A 23,540-nucleotide genomic window follows, 5' to 3' on the forward strand; every position below is an offset into this window, starting at 1 on the left:
AATCACCTATTTGTTTTCTATTTTATAACATGGAATTACCATGTAGAACCTATATTAAATTGAAACTGTTGAGTTGAATCACCATCATATTTCTTAAACGGTTGAGCATAAGAAAAGACTAAAGGACCTAATGGAGACATCCATTGCACAGCAAGCCCTGCAGACATCCTAATATCCGATGGGGAACTATAATCAGGGATATTTTTTCCTTTTAAATTCCATTCAGTATCCCATACAGTACCTGCATCGAAAAATAGTGATGTTCTAATATTATCAGCATATTTTTCGCTAGCAAATGGCGTTGGAAGTATTAGCTCTGTACTTGCAAAAGCTATAGCATTACCACCTACAGCATCTTTTGATTTTGTACATCCAGATGTATTATCTAAGCTATCGCAAACTCCACTTTTATTAAGATATACCGCTTTAGGACCTACAGTATTTGATTTAAACCCACGTAGCACAGAGGCACCACCAGCATAGAAGTTTTCATAAAAAGGTAACTCTTTTCCACCTAAACCGCCACCATAGCCTAATCGAGCACGAGTTAAAAAGATCCAGTTATGGTCATTGTCAATAGGATAATAGTAAGACGCATCTGAGACTAGTTTATAGAACCTATTTTCAAATAATGGTGCTGTAACTTTAGCATTAGCTGTTATTTTAAGTCCATCAGTAGGGAAAAATCCACGATCTAAAGAGTTATATGTCCAATAAGCATTTAACAATAAATCATTAGTATCAAATGAAATAGAACTTTTATTGTTCACTTTTTCACCCATAGAGTTGAAATAACGCCACATTCCATATTGCGCTTGCATACCAGATAACTTATGGTTAGCAAATTCAGAACCAAAACGAACAAAATTATTTTCACTAATTGGGAATCCTAAATTAGCTGATGCGCCCCAAGTCTTACTTGAATATTCTGATTCATCATCTTTATCGTCATTTTTATAGGTATTATAATAAATACTACCCCCTAAACTTACACCATCAACAGTAAAATAAGGATCAACGATAGAAATAGATGCAGTTTTATCTGTATCAGTTGTGTTAACATCAAATGAGACACTGTTACCTGTTCCCAACCAGTTATCTTGAGAAATACCGGCATTGAAACTAACACCACTATCAGAACCAACACCAATACCAAATTTGATACTACCAGTATTACGTTCAGCAACTTTATAAATAATATCAACTTGATCATCAATACCAGGCACACGTTCAGTATTAGCTTCAACAGTATCAAAAAATCCAAGTCGGTTTAAACGTTCTTTACCTAATTCAACTAATCCATTACTTAACCAAGCCCCCTCCATTTGTCGAAGCTCACGGCGAATTACACTTTCGCTGGTTACAGTATTGCCAACTATTTTAATTTTACGAACATAAAAACGTTCACCCACATCAACAAGAACAACTAATTTAACCGTATGTGCGACATCATCCATTTCAGGCTGAATTGATACTCTAGGGTACGCATAACCGAAATTAGCAAGTAGACGCTTAACGCCATCTTCAATTTCAGTAATTTTTTTACCATTATAAAGTTCACCAACTTTTACTTTTTCATTAGCAATTTTGGAAATCTCGCCTTTATGGCCAGCAAAATTACCCATAAATTCAAGTTGAGATAACTTATACTGTTCACCTTCATGAATATTAACTGTAACGTATATGCCTTTTTTGTCTGGCGTTAAACTAACTTGCGTTGACTCAATGTTAAAACGAGCATAACCACGATTTAAATAAAAACTTTGTAATTCATCTAAATCTGCTGCCAATTTTTGTTTTTGATATTTGCGATCTCCAAACATATTCCACCAAGGTACTTCATCACGCAAAGTAAAACGCGAAATAAGTTCTTCAGATGAAAAAGCTTTAGCACCAACAATATTAATCTGATCAATTAGTGCCGATTTACCTTCAGCTACAACTAATTTTAAATCAACACGATTACGTGACAACGGAGTTACAACAGCTTTGATTTGAGCATTATATTTACCAACACTATAGTAAAAATCTTCTAAGCCTTTTTCTATACCAGAAAGCATAGTACGATCTAATGCTTCACCTTCACGAATACCTGAACTATCTAGGTTTTTTTTCAGCATCTCATCTTTAACAGACTTATTACCAGAAAAAGTTATGCTAGCAATAGTAGGGCGTTCTTGAACATGAACAATTAACCTATCACCATCACGAGAAACGGTAATATTATCAAAGTTTCCACTAGAATATAGTGATTTAATGATACGGCCTAAATCAGCTTCATTAACATAATCACCGACTTGAATAGGCATTTCAAGTAATGCTGCTCCAACAGTAACACGTTGCAAACCTTCAAATTTGATGTCTTTTACTACAAAATCATCAACACAAAATGCATTGGAACTATATACTGCTGTAGTACTAAACAACAAAGATGCTATAAGTAATTTATTTATTTTCATCGTAAATGTTTATAACCTCATCCCATCACAATCGTAAAATATCATTAAATAGTGCAATTCCCATTATTACCATCAATAAAAAAAAGCCAATACGAGAAAATCGTTCTTGTACTTCATTTGATAAGGCTTTACCTTTTATCTTTTCAAATAATAAAAAAACAAGGTGCCCGCCATCTAACATAGGTAATGGAACAAGATTGATAACGCCCAAACTTATACTAATAAAAGCTAGAAAATATAAGTAAGAGGTAAAACCATAACTTGCTGTTTGCCCTGCGCTTTTTGCTATTGTTATTGGTCCAGACAAATGTTTTAGACCAATAACACCTGTTACTAATTGATAAAGCGAACGAATCGTTAACTTCGTGGTTAACACTGTTTGCGCCATACCTTTATTAAAACTTTCTAAAAAACCATACTGCATAATTCTTGCATCAGACTTGGGATACAAACCAGCGACACCTTTTCCATCTATTCCAATAGTTGGCACGAGTTTAAGATAAATATCTATATTTCCTCGATTAACCTTTAACATCATTGCTTGAGCTGTTTTAATTGTATTGGAAAAATCATTCCAATCAACGTATGAGTGATCATTATAACCAATAATTTTATCCCCAACACGCAGACCTGCTTTCTCAGCAGCCGAACCCGATACAATTTTACTCACAATTGGATAAACTTTCACCTTTTCAGGAACAAAACCAAATGCGGTAATTATCGAATCCTTTTCTATATCAAAATGCCAATTACTGATATCTACATTTTTTTTAACTTCTTTCTGGTTATCATCAGCAAAGCTATCGATATAAGAAAAAGACACATTAGCTTTTCCCATTGCCGCAATTAAGGCTAAATTTACGTCATTCCATGTTTCTACTTTTATATTATCAATAGTTTTCAATTCTGCACCAGCTGGAATTATTACTTTAGAAGCTGGTGTATTAGGTATAACTTCTTTTATTTTAACAGGATAAACAACTACACCCATCAAAAAAATGATCCAATAGATAATTAAGGCTAATATAAAATTAGCAAATGGACCAGCAAAAATAATTGCAGTTCTTTGCCAAATTTTTTTCCTATCAAATGCAAAGTTTTCGTTATCGCTTGATAATGTTGTTGCTCTACCGTCGAGCATTTTAACATAACCACCAAGCGGAATCATAGCAATTACCAATTCGGTTCCGCTTAAAAATTTATGAGACCATATTTTTTTACCAAAACCAATTGAGAAACATTCAACTTGAACCTTGCACAAGCGAGCAACACAAAAATGTCCAAACTCATGAATAGTAACTAATATACTCATGGTAATAACAAACAATAACAGCGACCACAACAAAATCTATTACCTTTTATAATAAGTAAAAAGCTAATGTAGCAAAAACAGGAACGGCAGCAGTTAAGCTATCAATGCGATCTAAAATTCCACCATGACCAGGAATTAAGTGACCACTATCTTTAATATTTGCTTCACGCTTAAACATACTTTCAGTTAAATCACCTAAAACCGAAACTAAAATCGCTAACAAAGAGCTAATAAAAAATGTACTGAAAGTCATGTCAAACATGTTAAGCATGTAAGCAATTAAACTAATTGCAATTGCTACACTAATACCGCCTATGAATCCTTCTGTAGTTTTACCTGGGGATACTTTTGCCGCTAATTTTCGTTTACCAAATGATCGCCCAACAAAATAAGCTCCAGTATCTGTCGCCCATACTAGCACAAAGACATAAAGCAACCAAATTGCACCCATATAAGAATTAGAATTGTAGTTAATTGCTCTTAATTCGACCATACTAATAAAAAACGGTGCTAGCGTAAAAAAAGCAAATAGTAACTTTATAAAGATTGAATTACACCAATACTTTGTCGTGGTTGGATAGCTACTTACTAAAAACAAAGCAGTTAACCACCATATGATTGATAAAAATAAAATTATACTATATAAATTCATTTTAAATTCAATAGAATCTGGAATCAAATAAAGTATGCCCAATAAAATAACTGTTGAAAAAGAAAAAATTAATTTTAAATATTTTTTTCTAATATGAAGAAACTGAGTCCACTCCCATGCGGCTAATCCACAAACCAGAATAATAGTGAAAGAAAACACGGGTAATGGAACAAAAAAAAGAACTGCTACCACAAGCGGAATAAGCACAATTGCAGCAAGTATGCGATGGATTAACATGAATGCTCCTTATTATGAATACCACCAAAGCGTCGTTCTCTGGCATTAAATGCATTGATTGCTTCATCGAATAAAGATTGATTAAAATCAGGCCATAAGGTATTGGTAAAATAGAGTTCAGAATAAGCAATTTGCCATAACAAAAAATTACTAATTCGATATTCTCCGCCAGTACGAATAACTAAATCAACTTCAGGAAATTCGCTCATACACATTGTTGAGCCAAAACGATCCTCAGTAATATCATCTAAACTGATTTCTCCGTTAGTAACTTGCATAGCAATTTTTTTTGTTGACTGCAAAATATCCCAACGTCCGCCATAGTTAGCTGCAATATTTAGTACTAGTCCAGAATTGTTTTTCGTTAAATTTTGCGCATGAATAATCATATTTTGTAAATGTTCACTAAAGCGAGAAATATCACCAATAATATTCAAACGAACATTATTTTTATTTAAACTTTTTATCTCACGATTTAATGCATAAATAAAAAGGGAAATTAGGGCAGAAACTTCATTGTGTGGACGTTTCCAATTTTCACTACTAAAAGCATATAAAGTAAGGACTTTTATCTTTATTTTTGCCGCATAAGCTACAATTTTTCGAACTGCTTTCAAGCCTGCTCGATGACCAATAACTCGTAACTGATTATGTTGCTGTGCCCAGCGACCATTACCATCCATAATTATAGCCACATGACTAGGAATAGATCTTTCTTGTGTCATGCAATATCTCATATTGTCGCAATCATTATATTAATTATATTATTTTGTCCAATTAACGCGTACCATAAACTACAATTGTTTTACCATGTGCAGAAATCAAATGTTGATCTTCAAGCATTTTTAAAATTCGACCAACTGTTTCACGCGAACAGCCAACAATTTGACCTATTTCTTGACGCGTAATTTTGATTTGCATACCATCAGGGTGTGTCATTGCATCGGGTTGTTTAGCAAGATTTAGAAGTGTTTGTGCTATACGCCCTGCAACATCTAAAAATGCTAAATTACTAACTTTTTCAGATGTTACTTGTAATCGGCTAGCCATTTGACTGGCAAGACGCATTAAAATATCAGGATTAACTTGAACAAGTTGCTTAAATTTTTTGTATGAAATTTCGGCTACTTCACAACTTGTTTTAGCTTTAACCCAAGCGCTTCGCTCTGTGTCTTCTTCAAAAAGACCTAATTCGCCTAAAAACTGATTTTGATTTAAGTAAGACAAAATCATTTCGTTGCCTTCATCATCTTTAATCAATACCGCAACAGAGCCTTTCAAAATATAATAGAGAGTTTCTGCTTTTTCGCCTTGATGTATAAGGGTACTCTTAGCTGGATATTTATGAATATGGCAATGAGATAAAAACCATTCTAACGTTGTATCCGACTGTTGTTTACCAATCATTAATCCTACCTCTCCATTTTATTTACAACACTAACACTATAACAAAGTTACGCACTAAATCATATACAAACAATCATTTTAACTGCTATTTAATTAGTTTAATATCAATTGTTTCATGTAATTGAGACCAAAAAAGTGCTGCCGAACCATTCTCTAATTGAAGTTTAACATCATTAACTTTTTCTTGGAGTGATTTTTCTTGTAAACCGTAGTCAGTGCCTTCACGTAATACAAAATATTCAATTAGGTTATTTAATGTTTGTGGATCAAGATTTTGCCAAGGAATAATCATATTTGATAATAGTAAATTAGATTTGTGATTATTTTATAACAGCATTTAAATAATATAAAGCATCACTAAGTTATGCGTATAATCAATAAAAAACCACTCCGAAGAGTGGTTTTTGGTAGCAACATGGTTTAACTTACTTTGATCTAACTTCAAGTTTATAACCTTGAATACCTGCCTTATGACTTGTAAATTTGTTGTAGATGCTATTATGCTTAGCTCCAGAATCTGAACCTAATAAGATAGCATCGTGAACTTCTTTCTTTTCATCTTTCTCTACTCTATTATATACGTTAGGAAGAGGTATAGATTCTGCAGGTACAGCGTCGTCGTCTGAAGAATTACCTGTTACGTACCATTCATAAGTATAGAGCTGGGTAAGGTCTTTGCCAGTTGCCGTGTCTTTTACTACTACAGTAAATTTTTCGCCATATTTAGGGATAGCTTTTTCGCTTTCATCTTTAGTATAGTCAAGCCCTTCTATTGGATTACCATCTGCATCTAGTTTGTAAATATAAACTTGATATTTTTCAGGTTCAATTGGCCCAGGACGAGGGATATTACCAGGATCTATCAGACCAGGTCCTGTCGGTGTTGCTGGATTACCTGGGTTACCTGGTTCATTTTTGCCAGGGTTATCCTTATCAGCTGGAGTTTTGCTTGGTTCACCATTAGCAAAAATATCACTTACAGTTAACCATTGGTTTGCTACTGGATAACCAAAGTCTGTTCTTTCTAAAATTTTAAAACCAATTTGAGTTTTACCAACAAAACCATTAGTAATAGTGAATGAAATTTCACCTACTCCGTCATCACTATACGTCGGCTTACTGGCATCTATATCTACAGGTTTCCATTCACTTCCTTCTTTAACAAAGACTTGTAAAGACTTGCTTATTCCTGAAGTATCAGTATCACCATCTGCATCGACTAATTGATATTGAATGTGAACTGTATCGCCTACTTTAAGCGTATCTTCGTTAGTAAGAAGATTACCACCACGTTTGAAAGAGACTGCCATTGTATGATCTTCAGCTGAGCTGCTAGCTTTCATTACAGGTGCATTACCTTCAATAAATTTTTGAGTTGTCCCTCCTATTGCAAATGCACTGCTTGCTGCATAACCAGCTAAAAATAAGCCTAATGCAACTTTTTTAATTGTAAAATTTTTCATGTTTAACTTCCTATTTTTCTCTATAAATTAACATGTTGTATTTATATAAATACACCATTTTGTTGGTGTTCCCTATTATAGGCTACCGAATTCATTCGCTAGCCTAAAATCTATTACTCTACTAGCCTTTTAATCACTATTAGTTAACAACTACTTGCAGTTTAAATCCTTGATCTCCTGCACATGCTAGCTGTGATACATTTATTGGTTCTAAATTTAAATACGTTGGTGCTCCAGCAACCTTATCGATACTTTTGCCCAATGAAGCATAACTATTTGTTTTTAAGCTTTTTATTGTGTAGTGTGCATTTTCTCCCATGGCAACATTAAACCATGGACCATTGGCATTTGATAATGAGTCTGGCAACTCAGCTGTTGCAGCTTGACCTGGACATGCCTTTTCATTTGAACCAACCAATGACCAGATAACGAAAGGATTCACAATTTCGGTTATGCCATCAGAAGCATAAGCTTTAACGTAATATTCACTATCGACTTTCCACTCTTTTGGTCCTTGAGGATCAAATACAAGTAAATGACCGTTTTGTTGAGCAACTAATGTACCATCCTTACGATAAACTTCTAATAATCCAGCTTTACCGCCAGAAAAATCTACAGACGCTTTATTAAATGAGGAGCCAAACTGCTCAATCTCGATAGAAAAATCAACAATACCCTCAACATTTGAGGCAACATCTAAAGTATAACTATCACCAATTACTTCAACACCAGCTGCAGTCGAGGCCTTAGCTGATACTTTTTGGCCTTTTTTGACTTTTTCAAAAGACTTTACAATAACGCATGCTTCTTGAGCAGGACAAGCAGTAACATTTCCAGATGTACCATTAATCAGTGTTAATTTTTTACCATTACTTGTTGCTGTCCAACCTTTTAGTACTGATTCAAAAGTATTTGGTATACGTTCCATAAGTTCTTCGTCACTAAAACCATCTACATCTTGCCCTGATGCAATTGAACCATTCGGAACCTTAGGTTTAACCAATGTCGCCAACACTGTGACTGTACTTACACCATCGGCTGGATTCATCGCCATTGCTGTTTTATTTCCACCTTTATCAATTGCCCATACACCAATTTTACGCATTGCTGGGTCGGGTAACACTTCAAAACTTACAGCATTAGATGTTGCAGATTTTCCTCGGCTATCAGTGACTGATACTGATAAAGAATATTTGCCATTTGTACTAACTGGGCGACGCTGACCATCTTGATCAACATAACTAGGAGCAACAATTTGCCAATTATTTACATCGGCTGGTGGATTAAGCCATGAAGAAGCCGTACACCCACCTGTAGCAATACATAAAAAACCACCTCCAGCGTCAATTTCAAGCATATCACCAGACCATACTAAACTTGATAAGTTCTTAGCATTGTGAACACTGATATTTAGCGGATAGGCTTGTCCTTCGATTAACTGAGTTTGCTCAAGCCCTAAATCGACCGATATTTTCTTTTCTTTATATTCAAGAACGATATAGTTATTACGATCAACTAAATCATAACGACTACCTTTTAAGGAACGAGCAGATTGAACCATATCTGGATCTAACTGATCTTTTAACGGTGTACCTATACGATAGTTCATTGTAAGTTCAGCTTTAGTTGCCTTTTTATTGTCTTGACCTCGTTTATGCTCAGCCTTAATAGTGAAAAGTGGAACTGGTGTATAATCAAGACCGACAGTAATTGCTCGCGGGTCTTTTTGTAAATTATCTTTACCAAATAAAGCAACTTTATCACCATAGTATTGTTCATACATCAGTGATCCGCCCAAATGTGGATATTGCGGTAAATATCCTTGGAATCGAACATCAAAGCCTCTTGCTGCTCGTTCTAAATAATCATCAAAATCTTTAGAATCCTTCCAGTCTGATAACGGATGATAATAGTTAGCAGCAAATTTCATATAATCAGTCCAAGCTTCGGCACCAATACCTAAACGATTGTGTGAACGCTGGAAATCATGGTCAAAAAATACGTTATAACCAAGTAACCATTTTTTATCAGCAACATCCCAACGCTGACCAATACCAAAGTTACCTATTCGACGGTTGTGTTCATATTCCTGAAATGATATTTGGCTAAATATTAATGTATCTTCTGTGTCATACCATGGGCTAAATAACTTCAAATTGACATTGTTAAATTCGCCTTTATCACTTAAATCAAATTGTAACTGAGCAGTACCAAAACGACCTAAAAAATCCTGTACAGCATTACGTACTGGATCAACAACTTGGTTTTTAACCCCATTTCGTACATAACTTTCTGCGTAATCTTTACCCTTGTTTTTTAAATGTTGGGATAGACCACCATTGTCTGGCGAAGTTATTTGTTTCCAGTCTTGGCTAGCTAAAGTTTGTAATGTTGAAGCTATTTGAGTTGATAGTGCGTCTTTATCCTTTTTTACATCGTAATTATCATCTGATCCTAATTGAGGCAAATTGGCGTGTTCATCTTTTTTATCATCGTTTAATTTAATTGCAGGTAACAATGGTGAATTCTCAGGCAGAACAATACGCTCACCAATCTCAACAACATCTTTTTTATCAAAACGCCCCGCATTCATTGCACGTAATTCTGAAATAGAGATACTACTTAAAAGTGCAATTTGATAAAGACTGCGTTGCTGATTGTTAAGCATCTCACGAGCTTTCGTACCATCTTTTAACTCAATTATTTTATTACTATCTATAGGACCTTGCGATACTTGAGCTTCAGAAGCAAAAGCAGATTGCCATCCTAATGTAGCTATTACAAATGCAGAGATAATCGTTAAATTAAGATTCTTTCTCATCTTAATATTCCTTATATTTCACCGATAAAGCGCATAATATGAAATCTATTGCCAATATCAATTTCTAATTTTAAATAGCAATATAATTATTTCTTATTAACTTTTACTATTTAGATTTTTACAACTATTTTTTAATTTTTGCAATTCTATTACAAAAATGTCATTTATCAAAATAATTTATTACCTTTTTGTTATGTTTTTTGTTGAGTTTTTTATATATTTTTTATTTATCATTATTATTCAATTTATTAAGTAAAGATTTATTAAGATTTGTAAAGTTTTGTAAATTTAATAGTGGATGTAGATCTAGTTGAGTAGTGAGGAATTGCTATTTCTTTTGATATTAAAGAATTTATTGTAGGTAACTAGCTAAATAAATTATAAAATTATTCTCTAAATAAAAAAAGACCTAATTGATAATTTTAGGCCTTTATATTGTATTTTATATTTTCACAATTTATTAACCTTCATTATAAATCTCTAGGTTTTCTGATTCTTTAATGTCTGAAGATTTTTTAGTTTCATTTCTTTTCTGTTCTAATAATGATAAATAGCTATCATCAATTCCTTCAGTAACATATTTTCCATCAAAAACAGAACACTCTAAATGATGAATGTTGGAGTTTTGTTCTGTAATTGAATTAATTAAATCAGATAAATCTTGAAATATAACCTTATCAGCACCGATATTTTTTGCTATTTCATCAACTGTTCGGTTATAAGCAATAAGTTCACGGGCAACCGGCATATCTATCCCATAAACATTTGGATGCCTGATTTCTGGCGCAGCAGACGCTAAATAGACTTTTTTAGCTCCAACAGAACGTACCATTTCGAGAATTTCTTTTGAGGTTGTTCCTCGTACAATCGAATCATCAACTAATAAGACATTTTTACCTTCAAATTCAATACGGTTAGCATTGAGTTTTCGTCTTACAGACAATTTACGTGCGCTTTGCCCTGGCATAATAAAGGTGCGTCCAACATAGCGATTTTTAACAAACCCTTGCCGGTAAGGTTTATTTAAAATACGTGCAATTTCAAGAGCGGCATCACAAGATGTTTCGGGAATAGGGATGACTACATCAATATCAACATCTTTCCATTCTCTTGCTATTTTAGCCCCCAATTTTTGCCCCATTTGAATACGTGATTGATAAACTGAGACACCATTCATTAAAGAATCAGGTCTTGCAAAATAAACATATTCAAAAATACATGGATAATATTGAGGGTTATCCGAACATTGCTGAGAATATAATTGTCCATCTTGAGTAATATAAATTGCCTCACCTGGTTCGACATCACGTATAAACTCAAAATCGAGAATATCTAATGCTACACTTTCAGAGGCAACCATGTACTCAATTTTCTGATTCTCAAGTACCCGTTTACCAATAACTAATGGCCGTATTCCATAAGGATCACGAAAAGCAACAAGACCATGCCCAATAATCATTGCAACACAGGCATATGCGCCTTTAATTATGTTATGAACATTATGTATTGCTGTAAAAATATTGTCGGCAGTTAGTGGATAGGTGGGAAATTTGTCAAGTTCATTAGCAAGAATATTGAGTAGCACCTCTGAGTCGGAATTGGTATTAATATGACGCCTTGCAAGTTCGAACACTTTATTACGCAACTGATCAGTATTGGTTAAATTTCCATTATGAGCAAGCGCAATACCATAAGGTGAATTGACATAAAAAGGTTGCGCTTCGGATGGGCTTGAGCTACCTGCGGTAGGATAACGAATATGTCCTATGCCCAAATTACCTTGCAACCGTTGCATATGATGCTCTTGAAACACATCTTTGACTAAACCATTCGCTTTGCGTAAACGAAATCGATTTTGATTATCGATAGTCACAATACCTGCTGCATCTTGCCCTCGATGTTGCAAAACAGTCAATGCATCATAAATAGATTGATTAACAGAACTATTCCCAACAATACCAACAACACCACACATACTATGGTTACCCCAAATTTATTGTATTAAAAACGAAGAAGACTGTTGTATAAAATCAAAAAACCAGCGAATAATAAAACTAAAATGCGGGATTAGCTGAGATTGAATCCAGTAAGGTGATTGTGATAACGGCGTAAAAGTATCAACTAAAAAAAGAATAGCTGCAACAACTAAAACGCCTCGTAATACACCAAAACAGATACCTAATAAACGATCAGTACCAGATAATCCCGTTTTTTTTAATAATTGTCCAATAACATAAGACACAATCGAACAAACCAATAAGGTAGCAATAAATAAAATAACAATTGCTACAGCAATACGTATAACATCACTATCAAAATAAGTTAAATAATCAGTAATATAAATATAAAATTGACTGGAAATAAAAAAAGCTAATATCCAGCTAACTAATGATAACGCTTCTCGAACAAAACCTCGAACAACGCTAATTAATGCAGAAAAAGCAATTACACCAATAATCGTAAAATCAGCCCAGTTCATCATAATAACTCACAACTTTTTATTAATAATAATTATTCTTTACAACTTAAAAACAAGTAGCACAACGGTCAATTAGTAATAATAATACCTTCTAATTTTGTTAGGTTATTTAAATTAATAATGACTTGTTCAGCTTGCTCTTTTTTAGCATAAGGGCCAACCTGTAACTTAATTAACTGATTAGGTTCTGGGTTATCAGGTATTGTTCTAACGCTATAATTATTTAATCGTAATAATGCAATTAACTCTTCTATTTTTTGTTTATTTTTTAAAGCCGTAAGTTGGATCATATAAGGTTTAGATTCTTGCTGTGACATTGAAGGTTGAATTATATTTGTTGAATCGTCAGTATCATCAACAATATCAGATGAAGCTGATGAATTTAGATCTTGATCTGAGCCAGATAGGTAAGGAACATCTGATATATTATGGGTAAAATTGTCATCAACATCATCAGATGGTACTACCACTTGATTTTGCTGCGTAACCACTTCAGGTTGCAAAATTGGTGTTGTTGTCGTTCGTAAGTTAGGTTTATCCGTTATAATCCACGGGACTATTGCTGCAATAATAAGTAGTAATGTAGCAAAACCTACAAGGCAATTTCTTACTCTATTGGGATTATTTTCTTGATTGTCTACCATGACTAATTCCACTTAATGCTCAATTTCAGTTAACACATCCGATACAGTATGAAATGAGCCACATACCACGATGATATCATCTTCTTTAGCATCTTGCATTGCCTTTTGATAGGCTTTAGATACAGTATCAAATGCTGATACATTAAACTCACCTTCATTAAATAAGTGCTGTTTTAATACTTCAGCACTACAACCTCGTTCACCATAAAGTGAAGCACAATACCATCTATCACCTTTTAAGATGGATAAGGTACTTTTAATATCTTTATCCTTAAGCATACCAACAACAAATCTAACTTTGCCTACTTGCAAATATTCTGCTTTTAGTTTTTCTAATTGTTGTGTTAAATAAGCTGCTGCATGTGGGTTATGTGCTACATCAAGAATAACCAGTGGCGATGTTTGAATAATTTGAAAACGCCCGATTAAATTTGATTTTGCCAATCCTTTAGTTATTTCATCTTGTGTTATTTTAAGTGATGAATAACTTATAGCTGCAATTGCAGTTGCTGCATTAGCTAAAGGAACATTGGCAATAGGTAAATTTTTATACTGTCTTATTGCCGATTCAAATGACCATAAATCTTTATTAAGTTGTTGGTAACGCCAATCACAATTTACCCTATAAATAGAGCAATTCACAGATTTAGCCACATTTAAAATAGATGCTGGTACATCTGGCTCACCAACAATAGCAATACTTTTAGGTTTAAAAATGCCTGCTTTTTCACGTCCGATACTTTCACGGGTATCACCTAAATAATCAACATGATCAATACCAATAGTTGTAATAACTGCCACATCAGCATCAACGATATTAGTTGCATCAAGTCGCCCACCAAGACCAACTTCTAATATAACTACATCTAATTTTGCTTGTTTAAATTGATAAAGTGCAGCAAGTGTTGCATATTCAAAATAGGTAAGCGATATATCACCTCTGGCTTGTTCTATTTCTACAAAGGCTTTTACGGTTTGTTGTTCACTTGATTCTTGATTATTAATACGTACCCGTTCAGTAAAACGTAATAAATGGGGAGAGCTATAAACACCAACTTTTAAATTCGCTTCAAGTAATATCATTTCAAGCGTTCGACAAGTTGTTCCTTTGCCATTAGTGCCAGCAACGGTAAAAATATAAGGCGCTGGTTGTAATAAATCTAGGCGCTGAGCTACAGCTTTTACTCGTTCTAAACCTAAGTCAATAGTTATAGGATGTAGTTGTTCTAAATAATAAAGCCATGTCTTTAGATCTGACATGGCATTCAGTTGGTTATTTGTCATACTCAATTAAGCTGTCTCGTTAAGAGTAACTTCATTAAACGGATCAGGTAGTTTCATTAATTTTGTTACTAAACTGGCAATTTTAGAACGCATATCTTTGCGATGAATGATCATATCAATTGCCCCTTTTTCAAGTAAAAATTCACTACGTTGAAAACCTTCTGGTAATGTTTCACGAACAGTTTGTTGAATCACTCGAGGACCAGCAAAACCAATTAGTGCTTTAGGTTCAGCAATATTAATGTCACCCAACATTGCCAGACTTGCCGATACACCTCCCATGGTAGGGTCGGTCATTACTGAAATATATGGTAAACCTTCATCTTGCATTTTAGCAAGAATAGCGCTCGTCTTTGCCATTTGCATTAATGAGAATAGCGCCTCTTGCATTCGTGCACCACCACTTGTTGAAAAGCAAATTAAAGGGCATTTATCCTCAATGGCCTGCTCTGCGGCGCGAGTGAATAATGCACCAACAACAGAAGACATTGAACCACCAATGAAAGCAAATTCAAAACAAGCAACAACTACTGGTACGCCAAGCAATGTTCCCTTCATGACAACCATTGCTTCTTTTTCGTGAGTTTCTTTTTGAGCTGCTGTTAATCGATCTTTATATTTTTTAGTATCTTTAAATTTTAAGATATCTTTAGGCATAAGATCTGCACCAATTTCGATATCCGAACCTTCGTCTAAAAAACGATATAAACGCACTCGGGCAGGGATATGCATATGGTGATCACATTTTGGACAGACCTCTAAATTAAGATCGAGTTCAGCTTGATAAATGACTTGATCACAGTTAGTGCATTTTGTCCAAACGCCACCAGGAATATTCGCCTTTTTATGATCTGACGATATATTATTTTTACTAAGAATTTTTTCAATCCAGCTCATTATGATTCTCTCATTCTGGCACTTTTTACAAATTTGAAGGTATTGTACAATACTTTGCACTAATTCTTAATAGCTGTTTTTATTTTTATGTTATTTTGCAAATAACCTTATAAAATAAAAAAATATTTTGATAAAGATTTAGAAATAAAATCTGCTTAAAATCGAATTTAAAATAGCTAACACTCAACAGATAACTAATCTACTGAAATATCATTTTGTTTAAAAATATAATTAATATGATCTTAAAAAATTATTGGTATATAATTGGTAAAAGTTTATTTTCCATTTTTTGAAATAAGGGGTTATAGATGGACAAGGAAAAAACAACCGCACCATCGTTTCAAGATGTATTAGAATACATTCGTTTATCACGCCGTTTGAATAAATTAAAACGTGAAATATCAGATAACGAAAAGAAAATTCGTGACAACCAAAAAAGAGTACTGCTACTTGAAAACTTGAGCGAATATATTAAACCAGATATGACTTATGAAGAGCTTCAAGCAATTATTGCGAACATGAAAAGCGATTACGATGATCGTGTTGATGATTACATTATTAAAAATGCTGAAATTTCAAAAGAACGTCGAGAGATCAGTAAAAAAATGCGTAGTTATCGTTCTAATTAAAATCTATTGTGCTGTAATTAGCGTCCATTTTTATTGTGGGCGCTAATTTTATAAACTAAATCAGCCACCTGCTAGCTTTACTTTAAATCCTTTATCTTCTAGCAATGACTTTAATAAATCACGTTTATCACCTTGTATTTCAATAACATCATCTTTAACTGCTCCCCCACAACCACAACGTTTTTTTAATTCTGCTGCTAACTGTAATAATTGAGTATGATCGATATCAAATCCAGTAATAACACAAACACCTTTACCTTTACGGCCTGATGTTTGTCGTTGAATTCGAATAATACCATCCCCCTTAGGGCGTGAGATAAGTGTTTGGGTCGGTTTAATTCGACCTTTATCGGTCGAGTAAACAATTGAATTATCAGACATAATAATATTATTAACTCTTACTTGTATCTAGTGTTGCTAAAATTGTTTGTAAAGCTTTAGCAGGATCTTCTGCTTGGGTAATTGGGCGTCCAATGACTAAATAATCAGAACCTGCAGCTTGAGCTCGCTGAGGTGTCATAATACGCCTTTGGTCATCAGAATTAGTACCCACTGGTCTAATACCTGGTGTCACCAATTTAAAATCACTACCCAAACGGGTTTTAAAACTTTGTACTTCTTTCGCTGAACATACTACACCATCAAGCCCGCAGTTTTTAGCAAGTATTGCTAATCTGGTTGCTTGCTCTAAAGGTGATACGTTAATACCAATTTCTTGTAGATCTGCTAACTCCATGCTAGTTAATACTGTTACTGCAATCAAAATAGGGGCATCTTTACCATATGAATAAAGCGCATCTTTAGCAGCTGTCATCATGCGTGAACCACCGCTAGCATGAACATTGGTCATCCACACACCAAGGTCAGCAGTTGCAGCAATTGCTTTTGCGACAGTATTTGGAATATCATGGAATTTAAGATCTAAAAAAACATCAAAACCTTTTTTCATAATTTGCTTGATAAAGTCAGGTCCTGCATGTGTAAAAAGCTCTTTACCAATTTTAATGCGACAATCTTTGGGATCTACACGATCAATAAAATTCCATGCCGATTTAACATCTGGAAAATCAACTGCAACAATAATTGGTGATGCCATAACTCATTTATTCCTTCTAATCAAAATTCTTAGCTATTCTTTCTAACAAATTCATTCAAATCAGCATAAAAAATACGAGCGCTTTCTTTATAACCTCGTAAAGTTTGATGCACTAAATCTGGGCGTGCTAACCCCCGTTTTCGCCACTGCTTAATAGAATACTTTCCCCCCATTGCCACTTGCCAATCCCAAAATAATGTTTTTTCAGATTTAGCAACTTGTTTTTGAATATCCATTATCTTTGCAAAAGACTTAGGCATATTTGTTTCATTTGCCATAGTATCAGGCGGTGTCATTATCAAGATCGTAGCATTGGGTAATGTTTTACGAATCAGTCTAATATTATTCACTAAATTTTTTCGATATTGATTAGCATCTAATGCTCCATCAAAACTTTCATTTGTCCCGTATTCTAAAATAATTAAATCACTTTGTGATATAGACAGTTCTTTAAACCAATCTTTCCCCCACTTTTGCCAAATTGTCTGTTTAGCTCCATTAGTGGCAATAGATGAAACAATAACACCTGGTTGTTGATAACGAGTCAACCAAATTCCACCAAGCTCTATATCTTTTTGACCTTTTATAACCAATGGCATTTTAGAAACAACCGAAGCTGTTTGCCAAGTATTTGATTTTGGAGTATTGCTTAAATTAATTTTATGATTATTAGCATCATAAAGCGCTAATGAATTTGTGTTATTTTTAAGTGCTTTAAAGGTTAACTTAACTTGCCAATCTTTATTATTAGAGCCTCTTGGTGTAATTCGGATAGTGGCTAAATCTTTATTTGGTTTAGCAATAAAACCACCCATAGGAAAATCTAAGTTACTTAAAGTTCGGCTACTTAGCACATTCCAATTTTTAGAACTCCACGTAACAGCTGCATGGCTTTGTCCTTTTATAGCTACAGGCGTTATCCAGCCAATACCAGCATTACCATACTTTTGTTGCATTAATGTTCTTAACTCACCAGTAAAAAAATCAGCGGCTGAATGCGAATCACCAAATTGAGTAATATTGACCACTTGATCCGTTTTTTTATTATCCTCTAACGATTTTAAACGCATTGCAAATTGTTTAGCATTAGGATCACCAAAATCAACAATAGTAGATACCGTGGTGGTTTTACTTTCAGCTACACTACAACCAACGGTAATTGTTACTGCAATTACGGTTATAATATACTTTAAAGATTTAATCATTAAAGGTATCCTCTAATTCTTTATAAATTATTTGTTCCATAATCGCTTTTGCCAAAATTTTTTGACCAGTTGGTGTAAAATGAACCCCATCATCAACTCTTACTTTAATTTTGGCTTTATCGGTTTCTATGAAATTACTGAACTTTTCGTATGTGCAACCCAATAATTCGTTTGTTGTTAAGAAATGTTGTTGAGTTTTTTCTATTTCAGATTTATATAAATTATTTAGATAAACCATTCCATTATTTAATTTGTGTTTACGCATACAAGGCGCAGCAAGCCAAAGTACTTGAACATCATTTTCTATAGCACTATTTAAAATAGATGCAATACGCAAACGGTAGTGCTCTTCCCATAATTCAGATTTAAATTTAGCGTATTTGGCATAACCTTTAACAGGAAAATCCCAAGGATCATTAGCACCAAGAAAAACGACCAATAATTTTATTGAAGGATCAGCAATTAAATTATCATTAATTGTTTTTGGCCAATCGAAGGCACTTGGATAAGCAAGTCCTGTACTTTGTTTGCTCAAATCAATACTTTCTATTTTATACTGCTTAAACAACATTTTTTTTACATATGGTGCAACGCCTTGCATTAAAGAGTCACCTGCAAAAAATACCTTATCATTACTTGTTAGAACAATCGGTAGTGGTTCATGGATTGATTCAATATCCTTATGAACTTCATCATTCCTATCTTGAAGTACAGATACTATTTCTTGCTTATTTTGATTAGTAGTATCAGAATATATCTCTAAATTGTAATCCGCACCAGTATCTTCACTTTTTAGATTTTTGTCTGTAACTACTTCTTCGATTTTTTTATTTTGTTTTATCTCATCAAACTCATCCGTTGCTAACTTGGATGTTTTATTTTCAGTAACGGGTAAAGCAACATCAATCGGTTGAGTAAGTGAAGTTGATGCTTGTGTGATTATATGTTCTTGATCATTTTGCTCATCAATGTAGTTTTTTTCAATATCTTGTGATGAAATTTCTTGGGAAGCAATCGTATTACCATCAAATAAATCAGTATGGTATGCTTGCTGGCAATAAATCAATATAGATTTATAATAAATCGCAATTAATGCAATAGCAGTAACAGACATTATAACTAATATATAACGAGCTGATAAAGGGCTGCCAGTAAAAACGAGAGGTGTGTTTGTTTTTTTGTGAAGATTTTTTTTAATTACACTTTTATTCAGCGATTTATGACGTTGCCGTTTCAAACTAGATTTTGGTTTTTTATTATTTTTTGAGAACGATTTTTTATATATCATCATAATTAAATTAATATAATTAAAAATTAGCGTAAATAAAGTTTGGCATACCTGATGGTGCAATATAAATAACCAACCACAGAATTAAAATAAAAATCAATGGTAAATATAAATGCGGTATTTTGGTTAACTGCATAATAAACCAATCAGTAAAAGTTTTACACATCGGGTAGGCAAAGTAAATGAAACAAATCACTAAAAATGCCCCTGCATGATGTGGTTCTATCAAGAAGTTATGCATTAATGCTGTCATATAATCTACTGAATCAGGTAAACTGTCACTATTAAAAAATAACCATGTGAAACAGACATAATGCCATGTTAATAACCGTGCTATCCATGGTGAACGTGTAGCTATCCAATCTTGCCCAAAATAACGATCGCCAATGTTGAGTGCCACAATACCAATGCCGTGACATGCCCCCCAAATAATAAAATTAATGCCAGCGCCATGCCATAATCCAGATAGTAACATTGCCAACATGACATTGATTTGAGTCCGAATAAAACCTCGACGACTTCCTCCTAAAGGAATATAAATATAATCGCGAATCCAACGAGATAAGCTAATATGCCAACGTGCCCAAAAATCTCTCAAATTTAATGCTAAATAAGGGAAATTAAAGTTAATTGGTAAACGAAATCCTAGCAATAAGGCAATACCTGTAACTAAATCAGTATACCCTGAAAAATTTAAATAAATTTGCATTGCATAAGAATAAAGACCTACTAGTAAATCAATTACACTAAATTCTAACGGGTTAGCAAATATTGGTTTAACCCAATATTCATTGATTAAACCACCTAAACAGTAAACCTTGATTACGGCCAAGATAAGCAACGTAAATGCACGAAATGGCTCTAAAATTTTACGAGGCTGACTGATGCTAATTTGAGGTAAAAATTCTTTAGCTCGGTTAATAGGACCTGCAATAATACTTGGAAAAAAAGACAAAAATAAGGCAAAATCCCAAAAGTTAGCGACGGGTAACTCTTTCTTTTTTACCGAGACTAAATAACTTACCGAATGGAAAGTATAAAATGAGATGCCTATTGGAATTAGTACGGTTATAACAGGTAGTAAAACTGGTAAATTTAATAAATTAAGTAGATCCTGCAACTCATAACGAAAAAAATCAAAATATTTAAACAACGCCAGATTAATTATTGATAAGCATAATCCTAAAATTAACCATCGTTTTGAGTGACGCTCAGATGTAGCAATCAGTACTGAGAACAAATAGATTGCACATGTATAAATAAAAAGGATAAGCGAAAATTGCCAGCTATAACTGCCAACAATAAGATAACTTGCTACTAAAAGTAGAATATTTTGTATTTTGGGTGATAAGTGACATCCCCAATACAAGGCAAAGAAAGCGATAAAGAGTAAACCAAACTCTATAGATAAATAACTCACTGCAATCCTTATTACTTAACAGTATACTTTACTGAAAATTTTTGACTAAACCCTTTATAAAATACTTTACTTTTTGCTAGCTAATCAATTCGGATTGAGCAAGTACATTATAAACAATCAATTCTTTATTCAATCCAGTAACAGTTAATAACTGATTTCTTGCCTGCAACCATAAATTATAGAGCTCAGAAATTTTTTCATTGCTTTTAGTGGCGAGCAGTCGAACCAATGGGACTTGATCACGATTAACAATAAAACGCCCCACTTTTTGCTTCGCTTTAAGCGCATCACTTAATAAAGCACAAAACCAAATAACTCTTTCAATAAATTCTTCATGATCAAAGGTTTTAGCTAGTTGCCAATAATTGTTTTGTGGTACAACTTCTAACAAATGATCACAAAATGCTTTTCGTTGTTGCCACTTTTCAGGTACCAATAGTGCAAGTGCTTTTAGAGGTGCATTTTCGCTCAATAATAATGCTGAAGCAAGCTCATTATCGCTGTATTGCTGATTGCGTTGACTTTTTAACCATTCAATGGATTGTTCCAATTTAGGAATAGGTAAAAAATAAGAAAAACAGCGACTGTGAATTGTTGGAAGCAATTTGCTGTTATGTTCATCACTTAAAATAAAATATGTGTTTTCTGGTGGTTCTTCTAACGTTTTTAACAATGCATTGGCGGCAGCTTCGGTCATTAAAGCTGCGTTTTTTATCCAAATAACTTTATTTCCACCTTGCTGAGATTTTTCGTAAACTTTGTTTGATATTTTACGGATTTGATCAATACCTATTGACTGTTTAGATTGTTCATTGGTTATTACATAATAATCAGGGTGATGGTGAGACAAAAATAATTGGCAACTATGGCAGTTTAAGCACGGCTCCAATTGCTGTGAAGATTGGCATAATAAACGGCTTGCAATCTTTGAAACAAACTCATCTTCACCACTACCTTGGACATAATTAATTAATAAAGCATGATGAGCCCGTTTGTGCATAATTCCAGAAGCTAATTGCTGATACGGCAAAGAAAGCCAAGGATAGTCATTTAAGATCATTCAATATCAACCTGTTTAGTTAACCATGCAGTTAAAATTTGTTCAATTTGCCCATTCACATTGTCGATTGATTTTCCTGCATCAACTGTAATGATGGTTTTATCTTGTTTAGCAAGTTCTAAATAACTTTGACGAGTTCGTTCAAAAAACGGCAATGACTGTTGCTCGATGCGATCGAGTTTACCTCGAGATCTTGCTCGCATTAATCCTATTTGAGGATCAATATCCAAATATAAAGTAAGATCAGGTTTAAAATCACCTAACACTTGTTTTTTCAATGTCATCATAAAAACTTTATCTAACTGGCGCCCACCTCCTTGATAAGCTTGCGTTGATAAGTCATGACGATCACCAATAACCCATCTACCTGCATGAAGTGCTGGTTTAATTACATTATCGATCAGCTGAATACGTGCGGCATATAACATCAATAATTCGGCTTTATCAGTCAAAAGCTCATTATCTAAACCATTTTTAATAATATTGCGTAATGCCTCAGCAATCGCTGTTCCACCTGGCTCTCGAGTAAACTGCAAATCGCCAATATTGTGTCGATTTAAAATACGAGCAACGATATCAATAGCGGTGGTCTTACCTGCCCCTTCAAGCCCTTCGACGACAATAAATTTGCCGGTCATACTAAATTCCTAATCTATTTATAATAAGCTTGTGTTTAATATTGCGCTATTGTACGCTATTTTTACTGATTATTTTAGTTTGAATTATTAATACTTTTTTCAATTTTACAATTAATACCTTCATTATTAAATTTTATCAATGGCAACTAAACTTCTACCAGCTAGTGAAATACAAGGGAGATAAATAAGATATATATTTAATTGTAGGAATTATTTGCGCTTTTTGTGGCTATTTGACAATAGTCTTACTGGATATAAAACACTAAAACAAGCAACAAATTTTAACCTAAGTTGTAAACTAACTATAAGGTATTTACATAACTATTCACTTTTGGGGTTATATTTTGTAAAAAATATTCAGGATTTTATACTGTTTTATGATTAATTGAAAATTCACAGTATTTCATTTGTTAGATTTTGTAATAGTCATCTTATCAATCAAAAATATACTAAACCAACTTGCCTTCAAATGAATTAGAAGGCAAAAAACGTATATATCCTTTATATCAAGATACCATATAATAAGCAAATATTTAATAATTTGAAAGA

Annotated in this window: 21 protein-coding genes; 1 reads left to right on the forward strand and 20 read right to left on the reverse strand. The window is 33.6% G+C overall.

Features of this window, described 5'->3' with window-relative positions:
* Window positions 1-35: 35 nt before the first annotated feature.
* The 13 genes from bamA to accD all read right to left on the reverse strand — a co-directional run bounded on the left by bamA (window position 36) and on the right by accD (window position 15,655).
* The gene (gene bamA / locus ACGH6Q_RS06385; protein ID WP_174798761.1) at window positions 36-2,459 is read right to left on the reverse strand and encodes an outer membrane protein assembly factor BamA; all 2,424 of its coding nucleotides are present in this window, start codon (window positions 2,457-2,459) and stop codon (window positions 36-38) included.
* Window positions 2,460-2,484: 25 nt separating this feature from the next.
* Window positions 2,485-3,804 carry an RIP metalloprotease RseP gene (gene rseP, locus ACGH6Q_RS06390; protein ID WP_411592385.1) on the reverse strand — a complete coding sequence of 440 codons (1,320 nt, stop codon included), beginning with the start codon at window positions 3,802-3,804 and terminating at the stop codon, window positions 2,485-2,487.
* 13 nt (window positions 3,805-3,817) lie between these two features.
* The gene (locus tag ACGH6Q_RS06395; protein WP_411592386.1) at window positions 3,818-4,660 is read right to left on the reverse strand and encodes a CDP-archaeol synthase; all 843 of its coding nucleotides are present in this window, start codon (window positions 4,658-4,660) and stop codon (window positions 3,818-3,820) included.
* A complete protein-coding gene (locus tag ACGH6Q_RS06400; protein ID WP_411592387.1) occupies window positions 4,654-5,385 on the reverse strand; it encodes an isoprenyl transferase in 732 nt (243 codons plus the stop codon). Before ACGH6Q_RS06400 ends, ACGH6Q_RS06395 begins: the two co-directional genes overlap by 7 nt.
* A 52-nt stretch (window positions 5,386-5,437) precedes the next feature.
* Window positions 5,438-6,067, reverse strand: coding sequence for a cAMP-activated global transcriptional regulator CRP (gene crp, locus ACGH6Q_RS06405; RefSeq protein WP_034910269.1), 630 nt, complete (start codon window positions 6,065-6,067; stop codon window positions 5,438-5,440).
* Window positions 6,068-6,152: 85 nt separating this feature from the next.
* Entirely contained in the window at window positions 6,153-6,359 is a 207-nt protein-coding gene (locus tag ACGH6Q_RS06410) for a YheU family protein (RefSeq protein WP_065575078.1), read from the reverse strand.
* Between the two features lie 133 nt (window positions 6,360-6,492).
* The gene (locus ACGH6Q_RS06415; RefSeq protein ID WP_411592388.1) at window positions 6,493-7,530 is read right to left on the reverse strand and encodes a hypothetical protein; all 1,038 of its coding nucleotides are present in this window, start codon (window positions 7,528-7,530) and stop codon (window positions 6,493-6,495) included.
* Between the two features lie 139 nt (window positions 7,531-7,669).
* Complete coding sequence (locus ACGH6Q_RS06420) at window positions 7,670-10,351, reverse strand: inverse autotransporter beta domain-containing protein (RefSeq protein ID WP_411592389.1); 2,682 nt, start codon at window positions 10,349-10,351, stop codon at window positions 7,670-7,672.
* A gap of 460 nt (window positions 10,352-10,811) precedes the next feature.
* Complete coding sequence (gene purF, locus ACGH6Q_RS06425; protein ID WP_065590331.1) at window positions 10,812-12,326, reverse strand: amidophosphoribosyltransferase; 1,515 nt, start codon at window positions 12,324-12,326, stop codon at window positions 10,812-10,814.
* An 18-nt stretch (window positions 12,327-12,344) separates the two neighbouring features.
* On the reverse strand, window positions 12,345-12,830 hold the full coding sequence (locus ACGH6Q_RS06430; protein ID WP_085165571.1) for a CvpA family protein: 486 nt from the start codon (window positions 12,828-12,830) through the stop codon (window positions 12,345-12,347).
* A gap of 68 nt (window positions 12,831-12,898) precedes the next feature.
* Window positions 12,899-13,474, reverse strand: coding sequence for an SPOR domain-containing protein (locus ACGH6Q_RS06435; protein WP_174798765.1), 576 nt, complete (start codon window positions 13,472-13,474; stop codon window positions 12,899-12,901).
* A gap of 12 nt (window positions 13,475-13,486) precedes the next feature.
* Window positions 13,487-14,758, reverse strand: coding sequence for a bifunctional tetrahydrofolate synthase/dihydrofolate synthase (gene folC, locus ACGH6Q_RS06440; protein ID WP_065590329.1), 1,272 nt, complete (start codon window positions 14,756-14,758; stop codon window positions 13,487-13,489).
* Between the two features lie 6 nt (window positions 14,759-14,764).
* Window positions 14,765-15,655 carry an acetyl-CoA carboxylase, carboxyltransferase subunit beta gene (accD, locus tag ACGH6Q_RS06445; protein WP_065590328.1) on the reverse strand — a complete coding sequence of 297 codons (891 nt, stop codon included), beginning with the start codon at window positions 15,653-15,655 and terminating at the stop codon, window positions 14,765-14,767.
* 308 nt (window positions 15,656-15,963) lie between these two features.
* Here accD and tmaR point away from each other — a divergent pair, with 308 nt between their 5' ends.
* Complete coding sequence (gene tmaR, locus ACGH6Q_RS06450) at window positions 15,964-16,284, forward strand: PTS system regulator TmaR (protein WP_085165540.1); 321 nt, start codon at window positions 15,964-15,966, stop codon at window positions 16,282-16,284.
* A 60-nt stretch (window positions 16,285-16,344) separates the two neighbouring features.
* Here the strand turns inward: tmaR and yciH are convergent, their stop codons facing one another.
* The 7 genes from yciH to tmk form a co-directional block, all read right to left on the reverse strand.
* On the reverse strand, window positions 16,345-16,665 hold the full coding sequence (yciH, locus tag ACGH6Q_RS06455; RefSeq protein WP_174798766.1) for a stress response translation initiation inhibitor YciH: 321 nt from the start codon (window positions 16,663-16,665) through the stop codon (window positions 16,345-16,347).
* Window positions 16,666-16,675: 10 nt separating this feature from the next.
* On the reverse strand, window positions 16,676-17,380 hold the full coding sequence (gene pyrF, locus ACGH6Q_RS06460) for an orotidine-5'-phosphate decarboxylase (RefSeq protein WP_034910287.1): 705 nt from the start codon (window positions 17,378-17,380) through the stop codon (window positions 16,676-16,678).
* A 29-nt stretch (window positions 17,381-17,409) separates the two neighbouring features.
* Window positions 17,410-18,585, reverse strand: coding sequence for a GDSL-type esterase/lipase family protein (locus ACGH6Q_RS06465; RefSeq protein ID WP_174798768.1), 1,176 nt, complete (start codon window positions 18,583-18,585; stop codon window positions 17,410-17,412).
* Window positions 18,578-19,876 (reverse strand): DUF459 domain-containing protein, encoded by a 1,299-nt coding sequence (locus ACGH6Q_RS06470; protein WP_174798769.1) that lies wholly within the window; start codon window positions 19,874-19,876, stop codon window positions 18,578-18,580. Before ACGH6Q_RS06470 ends, ACGH6Q_RS06465 begins: the two co-directional genes overlap by 8 nt.
* A 16-nt stretch (window positions 19,877-19,892) precedes the next feature.
* The gene (locus ACGH6Q_RS06475; protein ID WP_065590324.1) at window positions 19,893-21,293 is read right to left on the reverse strand and encodes an MBOAT family O-acyltransferase; all 1,401 of its coding nucleotides are present in this window, start codon (window positions 21,291-21,293) and stop codon (window positions 19,893-19,895) included.
* Window positions 21,294-21,369: 76 nt separating this feature from the next.
* A complete protein-coding gene (holB, locus tag ACGH6Q_RS06480; RefSeq protein ID WP_065590323.1) occupies window positions 21,370-22,353 on the reverse strand; it encodes a DNA polymerase III subunit delta' in 984 nt (327 codons plus the stop codon).
* Entirely contained in the window at window positions 22,350-22,991 is a 642-nt protein-coding gene (tmk, locus tag ACGH6Q_RS06485; protein WP_411592391.1) for a dTMP kinase, read from the reverse strand. Before tmk ends, holB begins: the two co-directional genes overlap by 4 nt.
* Window positions 22,992-23,540: the final 549 nt, after the last annotated feature.

Source organism: Gilliamella sp. BG2 (assembly GCF_046635645.1).
Lineage (GTDB): Bacteria > Pseudomonadota > Gammaproteobacteria > Enterobacterales > Orbaceae > Gilliamella > Gilliamella bombi.

Bases quoted from the DNA above. Each gene is read 5' to 3' on its own strand.
- tmk (WP_411592391.1), bottom strand. From the start codon at position 22,991: ATGACCGGCAAATTTATTGTCGTCGAAGGGCTTGAAGGGGCAGGTAAG.
- ACGH6Q_RS06465 (WP_174798768.1), bottom strand. From the start codon at position 18,585: ATGATTAAATCTTTAAAGTATATTATAACCGTAATTGCAGTAACAATT.
- folC (WP_065590329.1), bottom strand. From the start codon at position 14,758: ATGACAAATAACCAACTGAATGCCATGTCAGATCTAAAGACATGGCTT.
- crp (WP_034910269.1), bottom strand. From the start codon at position 6,067: ATGATTGGTAAACAACAGTCGGATACAACGTTAGAATGGTTTTTATCT.
- ACGH6Q_RS06420 (WP_411592389.1), bottom strand. From the start codon at position 10,351: ATGAGAAAGAATCTTAATTTAACGATTATCTCTGCATTTGTAATAGCT.
- ACGH6Q_RS06410 (WP_065575078.1), bottom strand. From the start codon at position 6,359: ATGATTATTCCTTGGCAAAATCTTGATCCACAAACATTAAATAACCTA.
- bamA (WP_174798761.1), bottom strand. From the start codon at position 2,459: ATGAAAATAAATAAATTACTTATAGCATCTTTGTTGTTTAGTACTACA.
- ACGH6Q_RS06470 (WP_174798769.1), bottom strand. From the start codon at position 19,876: ATGATGATATATAAAAAATCGTTCTCAAAAAATAATAAAAAACCAAAA.
- ACGH6Q_RS06400 (WP_411592387.1), bottom strand. From the start codon at position 5,385: ATGACACAAGAAAGATCTATTCCTAGTCATGTGGCTATAATTATGGAT.
- accD (WP_065590328.1), bottom strand. From the start codon at position 15,655: ATGAGCTGGATTGAAAAAATTCTTAGTAAAAATAATATATCGTCAGAT.
- pyrF (WP_034910287.1), bottom strand. From the start codon at position 17,380: ATGGCATCACCAATTATTGTTGCAGTTGATTTTCCAGATGTTAAATCG.
- ACGH6Q_RS06395 (WP_411592386.1), bottom strand. From the start codon at position 4,660: ATGTTAATCCATCGCATACTTGCTGCAATTGTGCTTATTCCGCTTGTG.
- ACGH6Q_RS06430 (WP_085165571.1), bottom strand. From the start codon at position 12,830: ATGAACTGGGCTGATTTTACGATTATTGGTGTAATTGCTTTTTCTGCA.
- holB (WP_065590323.1), bottom strand. From the start codon at position 22,353: ATGATCTTAAATGACTATCCTTGGCTTTCTTTGCCGTATCAGCAATTA.
- tmaR (WP_085165540.1), top strand. From the start codon at position 15,964: ATGGACAAGGAAAAAACAACCGCACCATCGTTTCAAGATGTATTAGAA.
- yciH (WP_174798766.1), bottom strand. From the start codon at position 16,665: ATGTCTGATAATTCAATTGTTTACTCGACCGATAAAGGTCGAATTAAA.
- ACGH6Q_RS06415 (WP_411592388.1), bottom strand. From the start codon at position 7,530: ATGAAAAATTTTACAATTAAAAAAGTTGCATTAGGCTTATTTTTAGCT.
- ACGH6Q_RS06435 (WP_174798765.1), bottom strand. From the start codon at position 13,474: ATGGTAGACAATCAAGAAAATAATCCCAATAGAGTAAGAAATTGCCTT.
- purF (WP_065590331.1), bottom strand. From the start codon at position 12,326: ATGTGTGGTGTTGTTGGTATTGTTGGGAATAGTTCTGTTAATCAATCT.